Raw genomic sequence first — 21047 nt, forward strand, 5'->3', positions numbered from 1 at the left:
TTATGACGCCGACGCCGGCCCAGAGAACGGTCAGGGACATCGCTCCTGCGCACCCCGAGGTGGAGTTCGCGCTGGTGCTGGCGCGAACCATCGATTCCGTGAGCGCCGACCCGCAGCAGCTGCGCAGCGCGGTCTACGAGCTCGCGCGGCAGAAGCTGCAGCAGCTCGCGCACGAGGATCCGACGGAAAAGCAGCGACTGATGCAGGCGCTGGAGGTGGCGATCGAAGGCGTCGAGGCGCACACGAAGAGCAATGTGATCGAGAAATTCGAGGTGCCGCCGGCGCGGGCGCTGCCCGCATTCCTCGAGGCGGCGGGCGCTGCGCGGCGGATCGAGGCGCCGCCCCGGATCGATGCCGAGGCGGCATTTGTCACGACCCTCGATCGCGTCGAGCCTGCCGCGGTGTCGCGCCGTCCGCGATGGTCGTCGTCGGCGCCGCTGCGTTACGTTGTCATGCTGGCGTTCTTTGGCCTGATCGCGGCCGTTGTCCTGCTGCAGCAACGCGGCGTGTCGTTGGCCGCGGCCCGCGCGATGATTGCCGGCACGCTGGTATCGGCGCCGCCTGAAACCCAAAGGCCGGCGGTGGTCGCGGCCGTGCCGGCGCCGGCCGTTGCGGCCGAGCCGCCGGCGCCGAGACGGCTATTGCCGACCGCCTATGGCGTTTACGCCGAGAGCGGCGGCAAGCTCCACGAGCTGCAACTGATCCAGGGGCGTGCGCCGGATCCGCGGGTGGCGATCTCGGCGGCGATCACCAGGCCGAGCGAGACCACACTGCCTGACGGACATCTCCGCTTCATCGTGTTCCGGCGCGAGGGTGCCGGCGGCGCCTCCGATTCGATCGATGTGCGCCTGATCGCGCATGTGAGCCAGCAGACCACGTTCGACGCCACCGGCAAGCCGGTGGTTTCGCCGGGCGACGACAGCTGGGTGATCCGCAACATCTCGATCCCGTTCCGCGCGGCGCCGCTCAAGGACGATCCGCAGATGTTCGAGGTCCTGCCGCGCGACGACGCGCCGCTGCCGCCGGGACGCTACGCGCTGATCCTGAAGGCCCAGGCCTACGATTTCACCGTCGAGGGCGCGGTGACCGACAAGCGGCACTGCCTGCAGCGGCTGGCAGCCGCCAATGGCGTGTTCTACTCGGAATGCGAGAAACCGTGAGCGGGATTTCCGTCCGGTTCAGCGCCGTGCTGGCGCTCCTGCTGGCGTCGGGTGCCGCCGTCGCCGCACCCGCCGCCGAGACCGCAAAGCGCTGCCTGCGCGCGGCCTACATGGTCTACCCCTACAAGCGACCGGGGGCCGTGCCGATGAATGGCGACCGGCTGCACTTCTTTCAGCAATGCATGGCGCAGGACGGCACGAGGTCAGCGGAAGCGCCGAAGCGCGATTGAGCGCAATGCGCCGGCCGCTCAGCTCGCGGACTGCTCCACGCCCGGCCTCAGCCGGCCGAACTGGTTGCGCAGCACGAGCAGCATGAAGCGACCGACGCCGACGCCGGCGAGACCTCCCGCCACCTTGACGATCGCATCGATCAGGCGGCCGTGACGGTCCGGTGTCAGGAATTGCATCGCTTCGAGCGTGAACGCGCTGAAGATCACAAAGAGCACGATCAGCGCGGTGCGACGCGGGTAGCCCAGCACGAAGGCCAGCGCCATCACGGCGAACGCCGCGAAATGCTCGATCTGCGGATGGAATAGCGAGGGACGGTCCTGGATCGGGGACAGTGTCACGAAGGCGATGAAGGCAAGCGCAAGCCAGCCTGCGATCACGCCGAACCTCCGTATTTTTGAAACAAGCAACGCGTTCTTCCCGGTCCATGTGCGCTCGGCGCGCCGCCGTTGAATTAGCGCATCGCTCGTGTCAGCGACATGAAAATGGTCGTCGAAGGTTAACTTGCCGGTCGACTGTAAATGACCCGACATGTTCTCGGTGCCCTGGTCCGCCGGAAGGCTGCCAGCAAGAATTGCCTTCAGTTTAAGGTATTATAATACCTTAAACTGAAACCCGATCTCACTTCGCGCGCATCTCATGGAGGGAACCAGGGGTGCTTGCGCGGGTTCCGGGATGGTGCACCTGACGAAAAAATTAGCTGCGCCTTGCGGATCCATTCATAAGCCGTTCACGGCCGGAAGCCTCATTTGATGCCGGATATCGCAATGCTCACTCTCGGAGGCCAAAGTGCGTCTGCTCGTCGTTGAGGATGACCCGGATCTGAACCGCCAGCTCACCACCGCGCTGACGGACGCCGGCTATGTGGTCGATCGCGCGTTCGACGGCGAGGAGGGACATTTCCTTGGCGACAGCGAGCCCTATGACGCGGTCGTGCTGGATATCGGGCTGCCGAAGATGGACGGTATCTCGGTGCTCGAGGCTTGGCGGCGGAACAAGCGGGTGATGCCGGTGCTGATCCTCACCGCGCGTGACCGCTGGAGCGACAAGGTTCAGGGCTTCGACGCCGGCGCCGACGACTATGTCGCCAAGCCCTTCCACCTCGAGGAGGTGCTGGCGCGGATCCGCGCGCTGCTGCGCCGCGCGACCGGGCATGCCCAGGTCGAATTGAACTGCGGGCCGGTGGCGTTGAATACCCGCACCAAGCGTGTCACCGTCAACGGCAATCCGATCAAGCTGACCTCGCACGAGTACAATCTGCTCGACTATCTGATGCACCACACCGGGCGGGTGGTCTCACGCACCGAGCTGGTCGAGCATCTCTACGACCAGGACTTCGACCGCGACTCCAACACGATCGAGGTGTTCGTCGGGCGCATTCGCAAGAAGCTGGAAGTCGATATCATCCAGACCGTTCGCGGCCTCGGCTACATGCTGTCGCCGCCGACCTAGAGCATGATCCGGAAAAGTGCGCAGCGGTTTTCCGAAAAGATCATGCTCAAACAAGGAGCTCGCGATGTGGATCCAACCTGATCTCATTGCGCTTTAGAGCATTTTCGAACGAAGTGGATGCTGGTTGGTTCGCGCGAAGAAAGCACGACCAAACAAAAGGATAAGGGCATATCCTATTCAATCGGATCATGCTCTTAAGGCGCTTGATCGGCGTGCGGGCTACGGCATGATCCGCGCCAGGAGGACGGGATTCGCCATGTCTGTTGCCGCTGACACGATGTTCTGATGGGCGGCAGCTCGCTCGCGACACGCCTGTTCGTCTCGGCGACTGCCTGGGTGGTGGTGATCCTGGCGATCACGGGCGTCATCCTGTCGTCGGTCTATCGCGACGCGACCGAGCGCGCCTTCGACCGGCGGCTCAATCTCTATCTGCGCACCCTGATCGCCGAGGTGGCGACGCCGGACGAGCCGGCGGACCGCCAGTTCCAGTCGCTCGGCGAGCCGCTGTTCGACCTGCCATTGTCGGGCTGGTACTGGCAGATCACCCGGACCGATACCGAAAAGGGCGAGACCCGCGCCTCGCGCTCGCTGTGGGACAAGAAGCTGCCCAAGCTCGAGGAGCACGGCGCCGAGCTGACCGCCGCCGGGGTCCGCCTCGGTTATGTCGACGGGCCCGAAGGCCAGAGCCTGCGTGTGGTGGAGCGGCCGGTCGATCTCGGCGCCGACGGCAAGTTCCTGGTCAGCGTCGCCGGCGATGCCACCGAGATCTTCGATGAGACGCGCAGCTTCGACTATTATCTCGGCGGCACCTTCGCCGCGCTCGGCGTCGTGCTGCTGCTGACCACGGTCTTCCAGGTGCGTTACGGCCTCGCGCCGCTCAAGCGCATTTCCGATGCGATTGCCGATATCCGCTCCGGCCGCGCCGAGCGGCTGGAGGGCCGGTTTCCGGTCGAGATCGCGCCGCTGGCGCGCGAGACCAATGCGCTGATCGATGCCAACCGGGAGATCGTCGAGCGCTCGCGCACCCATGTCGGCAATCTCGCCCATGCGATCAAGACGCCGCTCTCGGTGATCGTGAACGAGGCGGGCGCGCATGCCGCCGATCCTTTCGCCAGCAAGGTGCTGGAGCAGGCCGATTTGATGCGGGACCAGGTCGCGCACCATCTTGAGCGCGCGCGGATCGCCGCCCGTGCCACCATCGTCAGCACCATCACCGACGTCGCACCCGTGATCGAGGCGCTGCGCCGGACCATGGAGAAGATCCATCGCGATCGCGACCTCTCGATCGAGGCGAAGGCCGATCCGGCGGCACGGTTTCGCGGCGAGCGGCAGGATCTGGAGGAGATGGTCGGCAATCTCGTCGACAACGCCTGCAAATGGGCGGCTTCGCAGGTGTTCGTCGAGGTCACCGTGGTTCCGCCCGAGGCCTCGGGCGCCGGGCCGAGGCTGCGCATTGTGGTCGACGACGACGGGCGCGGCCTGTCGGAAGCCGAACGTGCCCAGGTGTCGCGGCGCGGCCAGCGGCTCGACGAGTCGAAACCCGGCTCCGGGCTCGGTCTGTCGATCGTGACCGATCTCGCCGGCCTCTACGGCGGCAATCTCACCCTGAACAACGCGCCGATCGGCGGCCTGCGGGCCGAGCTCACGCTGCCGGCGGTATAGCGGGATCGACGCCGTCATTCTTCCTAAACGGCTTCTTAACGCGCCCGCCGCTATCATTGCGGGCGGACGGGCTGCGGCGCTTGCCGGGCACCAAGCTTTCACGACCGGGCATGAGCCAGAAATCGACCGAGCGGCTGAGGGATTATCTCGCGCAGCTTCCGCCGCAATCGCAGGCGCTGCTGATGCGGGAGCTGGAGCGCGCCGTCGAACGCGGCGATGACGTCGCCGTCGCCAACCTGGTCCTCGAGCAGCTGCGCAAGATCGTGCGCGGGGCCGAGGAGGACGAGCAGATCCAGCCGCGCAGCGACGATCCGGCGCGGCTCCTGTTCCGGCCGCTCGAGCCGTTCCTCGCCGAGACCAATTTCCCGACGCGAGCGGGCCAGATCCGGCGCGCCTCGCTGCTGCCGATCTGGCAATGGCTCGCGCGCGAGGGCGCGCCCGAAGCGGCTCGCGCGTTCGAGGCGGCGCTCGCCGCGGCGACGGAGAGCGGTCCGATAGAGACTGCCGCGCGCAAGTTCCAGCTTGCCGCCGCGGACGCCATCCTCAAGATCGCGGCGCCAAGTCAGGACGATCGCCAGCGCGCGCTGTCGCGCGTCGGCCCGCCAAACGTGGTCGAGGACCTGCTGCCGATCGGCCTCGTGCTGCAGGCCCGCGAAGCGCTGGAAACCCTCGGCAGCCGGCTGCCGAGCCAGATCCGGGTGTTTGCCGACTCCCAGATCGCGTCCGCCACGGAAGCGCTCAAGCTGCCGTCGCTGCAGACGCCACAGCTATTGCCGTTCGCGCTGTCACTGATTGCGCAGCGGCTCGCCGCGCCATGGCAGATTGTCCGCCTCGCCATCAAGATGGCGGCCTCGGACGATGAGCTTCGCGTAGCGGCAACGCCGTATGGCGTCGCGGTCACCATCGCGCTGCATGACCTGTCGTTCGTCGCGGCCTGCCTGCGTACCGACATCAGGCGCGGCCATTTCGATTATGTCGGCGAGCAGCTCAAGACCCTGCATGACGGCGTCCGCGGCCTGCGCACCGAGCTCGATCTGCGCAACGATTCCACCTGGGGCCGCCAGCTCACATCGGTCCGCGCCGATACCTCCAACGCGCTGCAATCGGAGATCGACAGCGTGCCGGGCCGGGTCCGCCGCATCCTGCGCCAGCGCGCCGACAAGGACATTACGGCCGGCGCCAAGATCGATGCGACCGAGGTCGAGGACGCCGCCGCCCTGATCGATTTCGTCGCGGTGTGCCGCACCTATGCCAGCGAGCTCGCCATCAACGAGGTGACGCTGCGGACCTTCTCGGACCTGCAGCATTATGTCGAGCAGTCGACCGAGGGGCTGGTGCAGTCGCTGCGCGGCGGCGATGCCCGGGTGCGGGCCTTCCGCCAGCAGCAGGTCAAGGCCGCGATCCGGTTCTGCGAGGTGCTGTTCGGCCACGACTACGCCTCCCTGATGAACCGGGCGGCGGAGAATGCCGTCACCGGCGAGCGGAAGTCGTCGCGCGCGGGGTAGCGATAGCCTAGATACGGTTCGAACCCTGTTCGAGCGCTCCAAAATCCCACTTACCAGGGCGTGTACCTGTAAATCCGTCCGCTGTACCAACGTCCGCATTGCCAACGGTAAGCTGACAAAACAGGCGCGCTTGGTCATGTCGGCTAAGGGGCCAGAAGCAGCCATAACGGCTTGCGTAGCAGACCGCGATGGTTTCCGCGCATTGCACTAGCGAGGTTTGACGCGTGTTTCTGAGAGGTGCTTGTCCCAATGTGGGTGGATTTGGCCGTCCACTGTTGGCAGGTATTGGACCCATTCGGCTCGTATGCCTCGCGGGTCGATATCTCTGTTCGACACGACGTAGTCAATCTCGCCTCGCGTCGTGCCAATATCCATCAGCTCGCGGTCCGTCAGGCGGCATAATTCCGTTTGCAGCCTCCGGCGTTTGCGCCACTCCTGAAATGCCTTCCAATATGCTTCGAGCGGACTATAGACCGGCCGGTCGGCAGTTGCTCTGTGCTGCAACTTGGTGATCTCTTGGACTGTGCTCATTGCCGTGTGTCCTGTCTACTTTTCGGAGGACGAACATGCTGTACGACGAGCCACCGCGCCTGACATCCGGCTTACATTTTCCTTACCAGCGGCTTATTCTTTGCGTTCGAGGGCGTTAAAGCCTGAAAATCGAACGCCCTTTAAGGGATCGCCAGATGCGCTATTTCTTCGAGGAGTACGCATTCGATACTGACCGTCGCGAGCTACATCGCGGGACCATCCCTGTTCCCATCACGCCGCAGGTCTTCGATCTACTAGACCATTTGATCCGGCACAGGGAGCGCGTCGTCAGCAAGGACGATCTCATCAGCGCAGTTTGGAACGGACGCATAGTCTCAGATGCCGCGTTGACGACCCGCTTGAATGCCGCTCGCGCCGCAATCGGTGACGATGGTGACAAGCAGCGCCTAATCAAAACGTTGCCGCGCAAAGGCTTTCGCTTCGTTGGCGTAGTGCACGAAGGGCAGACGCCCGAAACTGCGGCGGCTAGTTCGGCGGCGCAGAACGACGGCACGGCACAAATGTCACTTTCATCGCCTCACCTCTCCATCGTTGTGTTGCCCTTCGCCAACCTCAACGGCGACCCAGAGCACGACTATTTCGTCGATGGTGTAACGGAAAGCCTCACTACGGACTTGTCGCGGATCAGCGGCTCATTGGTGATCGGGCGACACACCGCATTCACCTACAAGGGCAAAGCAGTTGACCTCAAGCAAATCGGTCGCGAGTTGAACATCCGGTATGTGCTAGAAGGCTCCGTGCAGCGTCACGAAAGCCGACTTCGCGTCAACGTGCAGCTGGTAGACGCTGAAACCAGCGCGCACTTATGGGCGGACCGCTTTGACAAACCCGTCGCCGATCTGTTCGATATGCAGGACGAGATCATATCTAGGCTAGCTAACTCCTTAGACGCGCAGCTCGTCGCAGCCGAGGCCGTGAGAGCACAACGTTCGGCGCATCCCAATTCAATGGAGTTGTACTTCCAGGGCAGAGCTAAGCTCAATATGGGGTTGACTTCCGAATATATCTTGCAGGCGCGCCACTTTTTCGAGCGTGCCCTGACGCTTGATCCCGGCAATATCGAAGCGTGTCTGGGCTTAGCGCATGTTGATGGCATTGTTGGTGCCGGCCACATGACCGACAATCGGATAAAGTACCTTACCGTAGCAGAAGTGGCCGTTATGCATGTCCTGACCCTCGCGCCGAACCACGCCTTGGCTCACTTACATTTGGGAACAGCAAAAATTTTCACGAACCGCGTGTCCGAGGGCATTGACGAACTACAACACGCTTTGGCGTTGGACCGAAATCTGGCCCATGCGCACGGGTTAATCGGTCAAGCCAAGATTTTCCTCGGTCGCGGCGGGGACACTGAGGCGCATGTCTTAGAGGCACTCCGCCTGTCTCCCCGCGACATTCATGCCTTCATGTGGATGCAGTATGTCGGTTTCGCTAAGTTGCAACTTAGTGCCGATAGGGAAGCCGTCTGTTGGCTCCGCAGGAGCATCGACGCCAACCGAAATTATCCGTTTGCGCATCTTGGGCTCGCCGCTGCCCTAGCACTGCTTGGAGCACTCGATGACGCGCGGGCCGCGGCGCAAGCAGGGCTCGCGCTTCAACCTAATTTCAGCATCCGCCGCTTCCGCGCCAGCCCGTCGAGCGATAATCCAGCTTATCTCGCCAAACGTGAGCGCATTTATGAAGGCATGCGATTGGCAGGAGTACCGGAGGGGTAATGTCGCAGATGGGTCACAAGCAGCGGTCGAGGACCGCGCTCAGCCGTGTCCGGTCCACCTCAGCGTGCCGACATTGCAGCGTCAGGTGTAGTCTTCAGATCCGGGCCGAGGTTGGTAGGCGATCCAGGTAAGGAGGAAGTCGGCGGCGACGCGAGCGCGGCCTCGATGTTTGGGGTTTGCTCACCTCGTGTTAGACTTTGGCTACCCGATCAGGGAGAACAGCCATGACCGCCGAATTCGATGAAGACCGCTTCAATATGGCTATCCGTAAATTTCTGAAGCATGTCGGAGTTACATCGCAGCGTGAAATCGAGAACCTGGTGCGTAGCGGGGCGGTGAAAGGTGGCGAGCTCAAACTGCGAATGACCCTGTCCGCTGAGGGGACGCCGCTGAAACATGTTGTCGAGGAAACAGTCGCACTCTGACCGCGAGAGAAGTCTTACCTACAAACGACGCAGGAAATAGCGCAGGAGAGTTGTTTCCATGATCGAGGGGATCAGCGCGGTCACGCTTGGCACCCACGAAATGCCACGGGCTGTCCGATTTTACCGCGCCTTGGGATTTGAGGTCCTGCATGGCGGCGAACAGTCGTCATTCACCAGCTTTCGGGCTGGTGCGAGTTATCTCAACCTCATCGCCCAGCCTGCCGATCGGTGCTGGTCCTGGTGGGGACGCATCATCTTTTATGTTGCCGATGTTGACAAACTCTACGACCGTTCGCTTGCAGCCGGATACCAGCCGGCTACTGTCCCCCGCGACGCCGAATGGGGTGAGCGCTACTTCCACCTGATTGATCCCGATGGCCACGAACTCAGTTTCGCCCGGCCTCTGCTCCCAGTTTCCGTCGAATAGCAGCTCGAAGCGACCTACCATCCCGCGCGGCAGCCGGCCTGGGTGCTCAAATGCCACGCTGCATAACAATGATCCTCGGTGACGGCGTGACGCGTTCATCCGCCGCCCGTCGCCGCGTCGCGCTAATGCGAACATCCCTGGATGTCGCAGAAGGGTCGCAGGACGATATTGCCGGGGTCGGGTCGCGTGTCCACTTTGCCCTGAAAGCGGGCGGGAAACCGACGAGCCTGGCAGGTCGGGACGACAAGCATTTGCGCAATTTCGGAATAATGGAAGTGTGGCACTGAGTTGCCCGACGTGTCAAGCGTCGATCGAGTACCGGCGGAAGCCGGCTACTGTGCATGGGGTTGTTTTCGATATTTTGGTCACGCGCGCCTTCGCCCGGAAATGCCGTTGCAATACCGCCGGAACGGCACCGGAAACCGGCTGATTTCGACCTTCGGTCGATCCAGCAATTGTCAATTGCCGGGCTCGCCGCCGGTAGTGTAAAGCGATTCTAAGGCGGCTTGCCGGAAGCCGCCGTTCCATCCGGGAACCGCTTGATGACGCTGTGGTTTGTGTTCGCGCTGATGACGGTCGCGGCGATCTTTGCCGTGCTGTGGCCGCTCAGCCGCCGCGGGCGCGCTGATACCGGCGGCAGCGAGGTCGTGGTCTATCGCGACCAGCTCGCCGAAATCGACCGCGACATGGCCGCCGGCATCATCGGCGCCGCCGAGGCCGATGCCGCGCGGATCGAGATCAGCCGCCGGCTGCTGGCCGCCGCCGATCAGAGCGGACGTGAGACCCCGGTGCAGGGCAGCCTCAACCTGCGGCGCACTGCCGCGATCGTCGGCCTGGTCGGATTGCCGGTGATCGCCTCGGGCTTCTATCTCGCGCTCGGCTCGCCGCGCCTCGGCGACTTTCCGCTCGCCGAGCGCAGCCGGGTGGCCGACGCCAACCAGCCGCTCGCCAATCTGGTTGCGCAGGTCGAGGCGCATCTCGAAAAGAACCCGACCGACGGCCGCGGCTGGACGGTGCTGGCGCCGGTGCTGTCGCGCCTCGGCCGCTACGATGACGCCGTCCGCGCCTATCGCAACGCCATCACCTATGCCGGCGACAGCGCCGATCGCCGCGCCGATCTCGGCGAGGCGCTGATGGGGACTGCCGGCGGCGTCGTCACCGCGGACGCCAAGGCGGAGTTCGAGCGCTCCGTCGCGCTGAATGGCGACGATGCCAAGGCGAACTATTTCCTCGGCCTTGCCGCCGAGCAGGACGGCCGCAAGGCTGATGCCGCGGCGCTCTGGCAAAAGATGCTGGCGAAGGCGCCGGCGGACGCGCCGTGGCGGCCGCTGGTGCAGGCCGCGCTGGTCCGGGTCGGTGGCAGCGCGCCCGGCGGCGGCAGCGCACCCGGTGGCGTCAGCGCACCGGCGCTGCCGGACAGTGCGGTGGCTGCGGCCAGGGACATGAGCGAGGCCGATCGCGGCAGCATGATCAAAGGCATGGTCGACCGGCTGGCGACGCGGCTGAAGACCAATGGCGACGACGTCGAGGGCTGGCTGCGGCTGGTCCGCGCCTATCTCGTGATGGGCGAGCGCGACAAGGCGATGAGCGCGCTCGCGGATGCCCGTCAGGCGGTCGGCAACGATGCGGACCGGTTGCGTCAGCTCAATGAGGGGCTGAAGAATCTCGGGCTGGATGGATAACGCATGACGCCGAAAAGTGCGGAGCGGGTTTCGGAGAACGTCATGCGCAAGGATGGAACATGACCAGGAAGCAACGGCGTTTGACACTGATCGGCTGCGCGTTCGTCGTGCTCGCGATCGCCGCGGGCCTGGTGCTGAACGCGCTGCGCGATTCCATCGTGTTCTTCTCGACGCCGTCGATGGTCGCCGAAAAGCATCTTGGTCCCGGCAAGCGCTTCCGGCTCGGCGGCCTGGTGGAACAGGGCTCGCTGAAGCGTGGGGACAATCTCGCCGTGACCTTCACCGTCGGCGACGGCGGCGCGACGCTGCCGGTCGCCTACAAGGGCATCCTGCCCGATCTGTTCCGCGAGGGGCAGGGCGTGGTTGCCGAAGGCGCGCTTGATGCGAACGGCGTGTTCCGCGCCGACACCGTGCTTGCCAAGCATGACGAGACCTACATGCCGAAGGACGTCGCCGACGCCTTGAAGAAGCAGGGCCACTGGAAGGACGATTACGGTGCCAAATCAAGCAATACGCCGAGCGCCTCCGCGGCGCCGACACAGGGAGCCGTGCGGTGATTGCCGAAAGTGGACATTACGCCCTGGTGCTCGCGCTTGGGCTGGCGTTGATCCAGTCCATCGTGCCGATCGTCGGCGCGCGCTGGCGCGATGCGGCGCTGATGAACGTCGCGCGTTCGACCGCGCTCGCCCAGTTGCTGTTCGTCGCGGCGTCGTTCGCGGCGCTGGTGACGTTGCATGTCACCTCGGATTTCTCGGTCGCCAATGTCTACGAGAATTCGCACTCGCTGAAGCCGCTGCTCTACAAGATCACCGGCGTGTGGGGAAACCATGAAGGCTCGATGCTGCTGTGGGTGTCGATCCTGGCGCTGTTCGGCGGCCTCGTCGCCGCCTTCGGCAACAATCTGCCGCTGTCGCTGCGCGCGCATGTGCTGGCGGTGCAGGCCTGGGTCGCCAGCGCGTTCTATCTGTTCATCCTGATCACCTCGAACCCGTTCCTGCGCATCGCCAATCCGCCGCTGGAAGGCCGCGACCTCAATCCGGTGCTGCAGGACATCGGCCTCGCGGTGCATCCGCCGATGCTCTATCTCGGCTATGTCGGCTTCTCGATCTCGTTCTCGTTCGCGGTGGCGGCGCTGCTCGAGGGACGGATCGACGCCGCCTGGGCGCGCTGGGTGCGGCCGTGGACGCTGATGGCGTGGATATTCCTGACGCTCGGCATCGCGATGGGCTCCTACTGGGCCTATTACGAACTCGGCTGGGGCGGCTGGTGGTTCTGGGATCCGGTCGAGAACGCCTCGCTGATGCCGTGGCTTGCCGGCACCGCGCTGCTGCATTCGGCGCTGGTGATGGAGAAGCGCAACGCGCTGAAGGTCTGGACCGTCCTGCTCTCGATCCTGACCTTCTCGCTGTCGCTGCTCGGCACCTTCCTGGTGCGCTCCGGCGTGCTGACGTCGGTCCATGCCTTCGCGACCGATCCGACACGCGGCGTGTTCATCCTGCTGATCCTGTTCGTCTTCATCGGCGGCAGCCTGTCGCTCTACGCCTGGCGCGCGCCGGCGCTGAAGCAGGGTGGGCTGTTCGCGCCGATCTCGCGCGAGGGCGCGCTGGTGCTCAACAATTTGCTGCTCACCACCGCCTGCGCGACCGTGTTCATCGGCACGCTGTATCCGCTGGCGCTCGAGGTTCTGACCGGCGAAAAGATTTCGGTCGGCGCGCCGTTCTTCAATTTCACCTTCGCGCCGCTGTTCGTGCCGCTGCTGCTCGCGGTGCCGTTCGGGCCGCTGCTGGCCTGGAAGCGCGGCGATCTGCTCGGCGCGGCGCAGCGGCTGATGGTGGCCGGCATCGTCGCGCTGGTTGCGATGGCGCTGGTGTTGGCGTGGACCTATGGCGGCGCGACCTTGGCGCCGCTCGCCATTGCGCTTGCGGTGTTCGTGATCATGGGCGCGCTGTGCGATCTCGCCGAGCGCATCGCGCTGTTCCGGATTCCGTTGGCGCTCTCGCTGCGCCGGGCGCGCGGCTTGCCGCGTGCGACCTGGGGGACCGCCTTCGCGCATGCCGGTCTCGGCGTCGCCCTGATCGGGATCGTCTGCGAGACCACCTGGAACAGCGAATATATCGGCGCGATGAAGCCGGACGACGTCGCCCGCGTCGCCGGCTACCAGCTGCGGCTCGACGGCCTGAACCCGCGGCAGGGTCCGAACTTCCGCGAGATGGTCGCGCAATTCACCGTGACGCGTGACGGCGAGAAGGTCAGCGTGATGACGCCGTCGAAGCGCAACTTCACGACGCGGGGCGCCTCGACGACCGAGGCCGCGCTGATGACGCGCGGTGCAAGCCAGCTCTACATCTCGCTCGGCGATACCTCGGCCGACGGCGCGATCGCGGTGCGGATCTATCACAAGCCGCTGGTGTTGATGATCTGGTGGGGCCCGGTGCTGATGGCGTTCGGCGGCATGCTGTCGCTGTCCGACCGCCGCTTGCGGGTCGGCGCGCCGAAGCCGGCGAAAGCGGCGCGCGCATTGCAGGCGGCCGAGTGATGCGGCCGCGCGCGCTTGCAGCCGCCGTGCTTGCGGCGGCCCTGATGCTCGGCGCGTTGCCCGCCCGGGCGGTGCTGCCCGACGAGATCATGGCGGATCCGGCCAAGGAGGCGAGGGCGCGCGAGCTCTCCAAAGAGCTGCGCTGCATGGTCTGCCAGAACCAGTCGATCGACGATTCGGAGGCGCCGCTGGCGCGCGACCTCCGTCTTTTGGTGCGTGAACGCATCTCGGCCGGCGACAGCGACGCCCAGGTGATCGATTTCCTGGTGGCCCGCTACGGCGAATTCGTGCTGCTGAAGCCGCGCCTCAACGAGCACACGCTGCTGCTGTGGCTGACCCCGCCGCTGGCGCTTCTGCTGGGCGGTTTTGCGCTCTGGCGGCTCGGCCGGCGCAAGGCAAATTCGGCCGCCGGCGGGGGCGATTCCGCCGCCGGACTGACGTCCGACGAGCAGGCGCGCCTGAAACGGCTGCTGGCGGCGGAATCCGCGCCGGACAAGCCGCTTTAGTTCCCTTTTAAGTCCTTTATTTACCTGCGCTATTCTGCCGCAGCGGCGGCCTGCTCAATTACCAAAGTTTAATTCCGCAGCCAGCGCGCTGTAAGGCTGATGACCCCATGTTCAGACCCATCAGGTGCTCGCCCCCGGCACCAATGATTCTGGCCCTGGAGATTTCAAGACATGACCGACCGTCCCGACCTCTCGACCCTTCCGTCCTACAAGGCGCCGAAGCGCTCGCTGTTCTCTGCCCGCAAACTCGCGCTGATGGCGTCGGTCGTGGCCGGCCTCGGTGCCGCCACCTATGGCTTCAGCCCCTCGCACAACCCCGCCGACCTGTTCACGACGCCCGCGCATGCGCAGGTCAATAACGAGGTCAAGAAGGTTCAGCAGCCGGTCGGGTTTGCCGACATCGTCGAGCGCGTCAAGCCGTCGGTGATCTCGGTCAAGGTCAACATTCGCGAGAAGGTCGCGAAGGATGACAGCAACAACAATGACGATTCGCCGTTCCAACCGGGTTCGCCGATGGAGCGCTTCTTCCGCCGCTTCGGCGGTCCGGATGGCTTGCCCCCGGGCCTGCGCGGTGGACCGCGTGGCGGTGGCGTGGTGACGGGCCAGGGCTCCGGCTTCTTCATCTCGGCTGACGGCTTTGCCGTGACCAACAATCACGTCGTTGACGGCGCCGACAAGGTCGAAGTCACCACCGACGACGGCAAGTCCTATTCCGCCAAGGTGATCGGCACCGATCCGCGCACCGACCTCGCGCTGATCAAGGTGGAGGGCGGTTCCAACTTCCAGTTCGCCAAGCTGTCCGAAACCAAGCCGCGCATCGGCGACTGGGTGCTGGCGGTCGGCAATCCGTTCGGCCTCGGCGGCACCGTGACCGCGGGCATCGTCTCGGCCTCCGGCCGCGACATCGGCAACGGCCCGTATGACGATTTCATCCAGATCGATGCGCCCGTGAACAAGGGCAATTCGGGCGGCCCGGCGTTCGACGTGTCCGGTGAGGTGATGGGCGTCAACACGGCGATCTACTCGCCGTCCGGCGGCAGCGTCGGCATCGCGTTCTCGATCCCGGCCCAGACCGTCAAGAGCGTCGTCGCCCAGCTGAAGGACAAGGGCGCGGTCAGCCGTGGCTGGATCGGCGTCCAGATCCAGCCGGTGACCTCCGACATCGCCGACAGCCTCGGCATGAAGAAGGCCGAAGGCGCGCTGGTGGCCGAACCGCAGGCCAACGGCCCCGCGGCCAAGGCCGGCATCGAATCCGGTGACGTCATCACGGCCGTCAACGGCGAGCCGGTGAAGGATGCGCGCGAACTCGCCCGCACCATCGGTGGCCTCGCGCCCGGCAACGCCGTGAAGCTGAACGTGCTGCACAAGGGTCAGGACAAGACCGTCAACCTCACGCTCGGCCAGCTGCCCAACAACCTGGAGGCCAAGGCTGACACCGACAAGAGCGACAAGGGCAATTCGTCCCGCGGCACCGACGTGCCGAAGCTCGGCCTCACCGTCGCGCCCGCCAACAGCGTGGCCGGCGCCGGCAAGGATGGCGTGGTCGTGACCGAAGTCGATCCCAAGAGTGCTGCCGCTGAGCGGGGCTTCAAGGAAGGTGACGTGATCCTCGAGGTCGCCGGCAAGTCCGTCGGCACCGCCGGTGAAGTGCGTGATGCGATCACCGCGGCGCGCAATGACAGCAAGAACAGCGTTCTCATGCGCGTGAAGAGCGGCGGTTCGTCGCGCTTTGTGGCAGTGCCGCTGGCGAAGGGATAACTATCTATGAGTTGGAAGGCGTCGCCGGCATCAGTCGCCCCCGCCGACGGCGCTTTCCGGGGGGCGGGCCCCTTGCTCGCTCCCTACGTTGCCTTTCGATGGAATATGCCCCCCTCTGTCGGAAGGTCTCAGGGCGGTGAGGTCCCCCAGCTTCACCGCCCACTTTTTCCAAGCAATCGAGAATATGCGCGGTCGTCTTGCATGTGCAGGCCGGCCGCGTCATGCTGACAGAGGGCCAATTCCCGTGACCGCAATCGCTCCGCAAATGCGCATCCTGATCATCGAAGACGACCGTGAGTCAGCTGACTATCTGGTCAAGGCATTCCGCGAAGTCGGCTATATCGCCGATCTCGCCTCCGATGGCGAGGAAGGGCTGTCGATGGCCGAGACCGGCGACTACGACGTGCTGGTTGTGGATCGCATGCTGCCGAAGCGTGACGGCCTGTCGCTGATCGGCAGCCTGCGCGACAAGGGCAACCGCACGCCGGTGCTGATCCTCTCGGCGCTCGGCCAGGTCGATGACCGCATCAAGGGCCTGCGCGCCGGCGGCGACGACTACCTGCCGAAACCCTATTCCTTCGCCGAGCTGCTCGCGCGCGTCGAGGTGCTGTCGCGGCGCAATGTCGGCCCGGCCGAGGAGACGACCTACCGGGTCGGCGACCTCGAGCTCGATCGGCTGTCCCATCGCGTCGCCCGCGGCAAGGACGAGCTGACCTTGCAGCCGCGCGAGTTCCGCCTGCTCGAATATCTCATGAAGCATGCCGGGCAGGTGGTGACGCGCACCATGCTGCTCGAGAATGTCTGGGATTATCATTTCGATCCGCAGACCAACGTCATCGACGTCCACATCTCGCGGCTGCGCTCCAAGATCGACAAGGGTTTTGAGCGGCCGCTGCTGCATACCATCCGCGGCGCGGGGTATATGATCCGTGACGGCATTCGGTAAACTGATCCGGACCACGGCGTTTCGGCTGACGCTGGTCTACCTGTTCCTGTTCGCGCTGTTCGCCGCCTCGCTGCTGGCTTACTTCGCCTGGAACACGCGGCGGCTGATCACCGAGCAGATCACGACGACGGTCAACGTCGAGATCAGCGAGATCACCGACATCTACAACCGCCGCGGCCTGCGCGGCCTGCTGGGCACCATGGGCAACCGTGCGCTGCGGCCGGGCGCCAACCTCTATCTGGTGACGGCGCCGAACGGGCAGATGCTCGCCGGCAATGTTGGCGCGCTGGCCCCGGGCGTGATGAGCACGCAGGGCTGGACCGAGACCGCCTATCGCCGGCTCGACGACCAGGACAAGACCGATCACCGCGCGCTGGTGCGGGTCACCCAGATGGACAACGGCTTCCGTCTGCTGGTCGGGCGCGACCTCGAGGAACGGCGGCGACTGTTCGGTATCGTCGCCAAGGCCGCGCAATGGTCGATCCTCGTCGTCGTCGTACTCGGCATCGGCGGCGGTATCTTCGTCGCCCGCCGCGTGCTGCACCGGATCGACGCCATGACCGGCACGACCAAGCGCATCATGGCCGGCGATCTGTCCGGCCGGCTGCCGGTCGGTCGCAGCGGCGACGAGCTCGATCGCCTGGCGGAAAATCTCAACGCCATGCTCGAGCGCATCGAGGCGCTGATGACGGGGCTGAAGGAGGTCTCCGACAACATCGCCCATGACCTCAAGACGCCGCTGACGCGGCTGCGCAACCGCGCCGAGGAGGCGCTGGCGCGGTCGGGCTGCGAGGCCGACTATCGCGCGGCGCTGGAGCGGACCATCGAGGAATCCGACGGGTTGATCCGCACCTTCAACGCCCTGTTGATGATCGCGCGTGCCGAGTCCGGCCAGGCGCGCGGCAATATGGACGATTTCGACGGCGCCGATGTCGCCAACGGCATCCACGAACTGTACGAGCCGCTGGCCGAGGACGACGGCATGACGCTGCAGGTGAAGACCGTGCCGGCGCCGATTCACGGCAACCGCGAATTGATCAGCCAGGCGGTCGCCAACCTGGTCGAGAACGCCATCAAATACGGCAAGCCCGACGCCAGCGTGCAGCCGCTCAATGCGGATGCGCGGGAGATCCTGATCGAGGCGCGGCGCGAGGGCGATCAGGTCCTGCTCAGCGTCACCGACCACGGCCCGGGCATTCCCGAGGCCGACCGCAAGCACGCGGTCGAGCGCTTCGTCCGGCTCGAGGCGAGCCGTACCTTACCCGGTTCCGGTCTCGGCCTCAGCCTGGCCTCGGCGGTTGCCACGCTTCATGGCGGCGAGCTCAGGCTCGGCGATGCCCATCCGGGGCTGGTCGCCACCCTGGTGCTGCCCGCGCGGGCGGGCGGCAGTGACAGGCTTGCGGCTCAAACGCAGGATGTGCCACAGAAGGCGGCATGAATGCCGCCGCGCCGGGAAACGCGGATCGACATCGTCTGGCCGCGCGGTTCGCGGACGGACCGCGTGTCGCCGCGCCCGTATCCGCCGATCAGCGCCTGACCGACTGGTTCGTCGAGCTCGAGCCGGCGCAATCGGCCGCGCTCAATGCGTTGCTCGAACATCCGTTCGCACGGGACATCCTGCGCGGCGTCGCCGAGTTCTCGCCCTATTTGTTCGAGCTCGCCCGCGCCGACGCCGCGCGGCTGATCCGGATCCTGTCATGCGACCCGGAGTCGCATCTTGCCGGCCTGATCGAGACGACGTCGCGCGAGGTGCTCGCCGCCGGCAGCGAGGCCGACGTGATGGTTCTGCTTCGCCGTTTGAAGGCGGAGGCCGCGCTGATGATCGCGCTGTGCGACATCGGCGGCGTCTGGCCGGTGATGCGGGTGACGGCAGCGCTGACCGACATCGCGGTGAATTCGGTGCAATCGGCGCTGCGATATTTGTTCCGGCAGGAAGTGGCCCGCGGCCGGATGACCGCCGCCGATCCCGATCACCCCGAGGCAGGCTCGGGCCTGATCGTGCTCGCGATGGGCAAGATGGGGGCCGGCGAGCTGAACTATTCCAGCGACATCGACCTGATCGTGTTCTTCGATCGCGCGGCGACCTCGCTGGCCGAGGATATCGAGCCGCAGCCGTTCTTCGTGCGCGTCACCCAGGCGATGGCGCGGATGCTGCAGCAGCGCTCGGGCGACGGCTACGTGTTCCGGGTCGATCTCAGGCTGCGGCCGGACCCGGCCTCGACCCAGGTCGCGATCTCGACCGACGCGGCTTTGCATTATTACGAGCGCGAGGGACGCACCTGGGAGCGCGCCGCTATGATCAAGGCGCGGCCCTGCGCCGGCGATCCCAAGGCCGGCGAGGCGCTGATCGCCGAGCTCGCGCCCTTCGTCTGGCGCAAGCATCTGGATTTTGCCGCGCTTGCCGATGTCCACGACATGAAGCGGCAGATGCAGACCTATCGCGGCCAGAGCGAGATCTCGGTCGAGGGCCATAACGTCAAGGTCGGCCGCGGCGGCATCCGCGAGATCGAGTTCTTCGCCCAGACCCAGCAGCTGATCGCCGGCGGCCGCCATCCGGAGTTGCGGGTGCGGCCGACGCTGGAGGCGCTCAACGTGCTCGCCAACAGCAACTGGATCACCTTTGAGGCGCGCGACGAGCTGACGACGGCCTATGAATTCCTGCGCCGGGTCGAGCACCGCCTGCAGATGATCGCCGACGAGCAGACCCATTCGCTGCCCGAAGCGCCTGAGGACGTCGAGCGCTTTGCGCATTTCTTCGGCTACGAGAATCGCGAGGCCTTCGCCAGGGATTTGCTCGGCCAGCTCAAGATCGTGCAGAACCATTATGGCAAGCTGTTCGAGGGCGACGATCCGACCGGCACCGCGAAGCTGCCGGATATCGACTACGGCGCCGGGCCCGAGGATGCCCGCCTGATCGAGCATCTCGCCAATCTCGGCTTCAAGAAGCCGATCGCGGTTGCCGGCACCGTGCAGCAGTGGATCGAGGGCGATTATCGCGCGCTGCGCGTCGAGGCGACGCGCGCCGCGTTCCTCGAATTCATTCCCGGCCTGATCGACGGCCTCGCAAATGCCGAGGAGCCGGACGATGCGGTGGCGGCGTTCGACCGTTTCCTCGGTGCGTTGCAGCGGGGCGGGCGGCTGATCTCGCTGCTCAGCCAGAATCGCGATTTCGTCGCGCTGGTGGCACTGATCCTCGGCGCGGCACCGCGGCTCGGCGACATGCTGGCGCGGCAGCCGCAGATCATGGACGGCCTGGTCGATCCGCGCTTCTTCGGCGCGATGCCGGACAAGAAGGAACTGTCGGAGCGGCTCGCCGCCACGCTGCAGGATGCGTCGTCCTACGAGGATTTCCTCGATCGTCTGAGATTGTTCGGCCAGGAGAGCCTGTTCCTGATCGGCACGCGGATCCTGTCCGGCACGGTGTCGGCGCAGCACGCCAGCACCGCCTTTGCCGATGTGGCCGAGGGCATCGTCCACACCGTGCACGGCCTCGTCACCGACCAGTTCGCCGCGCAATATGGCCGGATCAAGGGGCAGGAGACCGCGATCGTCGCGATGGGGCGGCTCGGCAGCCGCGAGATGACGGCGTCCTCCGACCTCGATCTGATCCTGCTGTACGATTTCGACAGCGAGGCGCCGGATTCCGACGGCGAGCGTTCGTTGCATGGCGCGCAGTATTTTGCCCGCTTCACCCAGCGTCTGATCAGCGCCTTCACGACCCGGACCAATTACGGCGTGCTCTATGAGGTCGACATGCGGCTGCGCCCGTCGGGGCGCGCCGGCCCGGTCGCCTCGCGGATCGATTCATTCTCCGACTACCAGGAGCGCGAGGCGTGGACCTGGGAGCACATGGCGCTGACGCGCGCCCGCGTGATCTCGTCGTCGCCTGAGTTCCGCGAGAAGATCGAGGCGATCATCCGCAGCGTGCTGACCCGGCCGCGCGATGCGGCGTCGACCGCGGCCGACGTTGCCGACATGCGGCGGGCGATCGCGCTGGAGAAGGGCGAGGACGACGTCTGGGATCTCAAGCTCGCCGCCGGCGGGCTCGTCGACATCGATTTCATCGCGCAATATCTCCAGCTCGCGCATGCCTCGGTGAAGCCGGAAATTCTCAGCGTCTCCACGCTGCAGGTGCTCGACAATGCCGCCAAGCTCGGCCTGCTCGGCCAGTCCGAGGCCGAGATCCTGCGCTCGGCGGCGCGGCTCTATCATGACCTGACGCAGATCCTGCGCCTCTGCGTCACCGGCAAGTTCAATCCGGAGACCGCGGGCGAAGACCTGCTGCGCGTGATGGCGCGGGCCGGGGACACGCCGGATTTCTCCGCACTGGAAGCGCGCCTGCGCGAGACCCAGAGCGAGGTGCGCCGCGTCTTCAACACGATCGTGGGGTAGGGGAGTAGCGAGACCCTGCTGGACCCGTCATCCTGAGGTGCGAGCTCTTGCGAGCCTCGAAGGATGAATCGGCCACCAGCGGGGCCGTCGACCCTTCGAGA

Annotated in this window: 18 protein-coding genes; 16 read left to right on the forward strand and 2 right to left on the reverse strand. The window is 65.4% G+C overall.

Annotated elements, in window-relative coordinates:
- Nucleotides 1-2 precede the first annotated feature (2 nt).
- Together IF803_RS00645 and IF803_RS00650 are read left to right on the forward strand one after the other, a co-directional pair.
- Nucleotides 3-1160, forward strand: coding sequence for a hypothetical protein (locus IF803_RS00645; RefSeq protein ID WP_461190932.1), 1158 nt, complete (start codon nucleotides 3-5; stop codon nucleotides 1158-1160).
- Nucleotides 1157-1390, forward strand: a complete 234-nt coding sequence (locus IF803_RS00650; RefSeq protein ID WP_461190933.1) for a hypothetical protein — start codon at nucleotides 1157-1159, stop codon at nucleotides 1388-1390. Before IF803_RS00645 ends, IF803_RS00650 begins: the two co-directional genes overlap by 4 nt.
- Before the next feature lie 18 nt (nucleotides 1391-1408).
- Here the strand turns inward: IF803_RS00650 and IF803_RS00655 are convergent, their stop codons facing one another.
- The gene (locus IF803_RS00655) at nucleotides 1409-1768 is read right to left on the reverse strand and encodes a VanZ family protein (RefSeq protein ID WP_179077249.1); all 360 of its coding nucleotides are present in this window, start codon (nucleotides 1766-1768) and stop codon (nucleotides 1409-1411) included.
- A 409-nt stretch (nucleotides 1769-2177) separates the two neighbouring features.
- On the opposite strand from IF803_RS00655, the gene IF803_RS00660 reads away from it, so the two are divergent.
- The 3 genes from IF803_RS00660 (at nucleotide 2178) to IF803_RS00670 (ending at nucleotide 6007) form a co-directional block, all read left to right on the forward strand.
- Complete coding sequence (locus IF803_RS00660) at nucleotides 2178-2840, forward strand: response regulator transcription factor (protein WP_016841655.1); 663 nt, start codon at nucleotides 2178-2180, stop codon at nucleotides 2838-2840.
- A gap of 285 nt (nucleotides 2841-3125) precedes the next feature.
- Nucleotides 3126-4502, forward strand: coding sequence for a sensor histidine kinase (locus IF803_RS00665; protein WP_028345272.1), 1377 nt, complete (start codon nucleotides 3126-3128; stop codon nucleotides 4500-4502).
- A gap of 110 nt (nucleotides 4503-4612) precedes the next feature.
- Nucleotides 4613-6007: a hypothetical protein gene (locus tag IF803_RS00670; RefSeq protein WP_461190934.1), complete on the forward strand. Its 1395-nt coding sequence runs from the start codon at nucleotides 4613-4615 to the stop codon at nucleotides 6005-6007.
- 207 nt (nucleotides 6008-6214) lie between these two features.
- On the opposite strand, the gene IF803_RS00675 is transcribed toward IF803_RS00670, so the two are convergent.
- Complete coding sequence (locus IF803_RS00675) at nucleotides 6215-6538, reverse strand: DUF1127 domain-containing protein (protein ID WP_028345270.1); 324 nt, start codon at nucleotides 6536-6538, stop codon at nucleotides 6215-6217.
- A gap of 155 nt (nucleotides 6539-6693) precedes the next feature.
- Here IF803_RS00675 and IF803_RS00680 point away from each other — a divergent pair, with 155 nt between their 5' ends.
- The 11 genes from IF803_RS00680 (at nucleotide 6694) to IF803_RS00730 (ending at nucleotide 20946) form a co-directional block, all read left to right on the forward strand.
- Nucleotides 6694-8274, forward strand: coding sequence for a winged helix-turn-helix domain-containing protein (locus IF803_RS00680; protein ID WP_461190935.1), 1581 nt, complete (start codon nucleotides 6694-6696; stop codon nucleotides 8272-8274).
- A 224-nt stretch (nucleotides 8275-8498) separates the two neighbouring features.
- Entirely contained in the window at nucleotides 8499-8699 is a 201-nt protein-coding gene (locus IF803_RS00685) for a DUF6494 family protein (protein WP_027547784.1), read from the forward strand.
- Between the two features lie 58 nt (nucleotides 8700-8757).
- The gene (locus IF803_RS00690; protein WP_028345268.1) at nucleotides 8758-9126 is read left to right on the forward strand and encodes a VOC family protein; all 369 of its coding nucleotides are present in this window, start codon (nucleotides 8758-8760) and stop codon (nucleotides 9124-9126) included.
- A 542-nt stretch (nucleotides 9127-9668) separates the two neighbouring features.
- Complete coding sequence (gene ccmI / locus IF803_RS00695; protein WP_461190936.1) at nucleotides 9669-10808, forward strand: c-type cytochrome biogenesis protein CcmI; 1140 nt, start codon at nucleotides 9669-9671, stop codon at nucleotides 10806-10808.
- A 59-nt stretch (nucleotides 10809-10867) separates the two neighbouring features.
- Nucleotides 10868-11365: a cytochrome c maturation protein CcmE gene (gene ccmE, locus IF803_RS00700; protein ID WP_461190937.1), complete on the forward strand. Its 498-nt coding sequence runs from the start codon at nucleotides 10868-10870 to the stop codon at nucleotides 11363-11365.
- Complete coding sequence (locus tag IF803_RS00705) at nucleotides 11362-13344, forward strand: heme lyase CcmF/NrfE family subunit (protein WP_461190938.1); 1983 nt, start codon at nucleotides 11362-11364, stop codon at nucleotides 13342-13344. The genes ccmE and IF803_RS00705 overlap by 4 nt, the downstream gene beginning before the upstream one ends.
- The gene (locus tag IF803_RS00710; protein WP_461190939.1) at nucleotides 13344-13850 is read left to right on the forward strand and encodes a cytochrome c-type biogenesis protein; all 507 of its coding nucleotides are present in this window, start codon (nucleotides 13344-13346) and stop codon (nucleotides 13848-13850) included. Before IF803_RS00705 ends, IF803_RS00710 begins: the two co-directional genes overlap by 1 nt.
- Nucleotides 13851-14021: 171 nt before the next feature.
- The gene (locus IF803_RS00715) at nucleotides 14022-15608 is read left to right on the forward strand and encodes a Do family serine endopeptidase (RefSeq protein ID WP_461190940.1); all 1587 of its coding nucleotides are present in this window, start codon (nucleotides 14022-14024) and stop codon (nucleotides 15606-15608) included.
- A 265-nt stretch (nucleotides 15609-15873) separates the two neighbouring features.
- Nucleotides 15874-16554: a response regulator transcription factor gene (locus IF803_RS00720; protein WP_016842329.1), complete on the forward strand. Its 681-nt coding sequence runs from the start codon at nucleotides 15874-15876 to the stop codon at nucleotides 16552-16554.
- Nucleotides 16538-17992, forward strand: coding sequence for a sensor histidine kinase (locus IF803_RS00725; RefSeq protein WP_038379574.1), 1455 nt, complete (start codon nucleotides 16538-16540; stop codon nucleotides 17990-17992). Before IF803_RS00720 ends, IF803_RS00725 begins: the two co-directional genes overlap by 17 nt.
- The gene (locus IF803_RS00730) at nucleotides 17989-20946 is read left to right on the forward strand and encodes a bifunctional [glutamine synthetase] adenylyltransferase/[glutamine synthetase]-adenylyl-L-tyrosine phosphorylase (protein WP_461190941.1); all 2958 of its coding nucleotides are present in this window, start codon (nucleotides 17989-17991) and stop codon (nucleotides 20944-20946) included. Before IF803_RS00725 ends, IF803_RS00730 begins: the two co-directional genes overlap by 4 nt.
- Nucleotides 20947-21047 lie beyond the last annotated feature (101 nt).

Source organism: Bradyrhizobium sp. UFLA06-06 (assembly GCF_054820065.1).

Coding starts and splice junctions, on each gene's coding strand:
- IF803_RS00690 (WP_028345268.1), top strand. CDS start 8,758: ATGATCGAGGGGATCAGCGCGGTCACGCTTGGCACCCACGAAATGCCA.
- IF803_RS00720 (WP_016842329.1), top strand. CDS start 15,874: ATGCGCATCCTGATCATCGAAGACGACCGTGAGTCAGCTGACTATCTG.
- IF803_RS00670 (WP_461190934.1), top strand. CDS start 4,613: ATGAGCCAGAAATCGACCGAGCGGCTGAGGGATTATCTCGCGCAGCTT.
- ccmE (WP_461190937.1), top strand. CDS start 10,868: ATGACCAGGAAGCAACGGCGTTTGACACTGATCGGCTGCGCGTTCGTC.
- IF803_RS00715 (WP_461190940.1), top strand. CDS start 14,022: ATGACCGACCGTCCCGACCTCTCGACCCTTCCGTCCTACAAGGCGCCG.
- IF803_RS00710 (WP_461190939.1), top strand. CDS start 13,344: ATGCGGCCGCGCGCGCTTGCAGCCGCCGTGCTTGCGGCGGCCCTGATG.
- IF803_RS00665 (WP_028345272.1), top strand. CDS start 3,126: ATGGGCGGCAGCTCGCTCGCGACACGCCTGTTCGTCTCGGCGACTGCC.
- IF803_RS00680 (WP_461190935.1), top strand. CDS start 6,694: ATGCGCTATTTCTTCGAGGAGTACGCATTCGATACTGACCGTCGCGAG.
- IF803_RS00675 (WP_028345270.1), bottom strand. CDS start 6,538: ATGAGCACAGTCCAAGAGATCACCAAGTTGCAGCACAGAGCAACTGCC.
- IF803_RS00730 (WP_461190941.1), top strand. CDS start 17,989: ATGAATGCCGCCGCGCCGGGAAACGCGGATCGACATCGTCTGGCCGCG.
- IF803_RS00645 (WP_461190932.1), top strand. CDS start 3: ATGACGCCGACGCCGGCCCAGAGAACGGTCAGGGACATCGCTCCTGCG.
- ccmI (WP_461190936.1), top strand. CDS start 9,669: ATGACGCTGTGGTTTGTGTTCGCGCTGATGACGGTCGCGGCGATCTTT.
- IF803_RS00685 (WP_027547784.1), top strand. CDS start 8,499: ATGACCGCCGAATTCGATGAAGACCGCTTCAATATGGCTATCCGTAAA.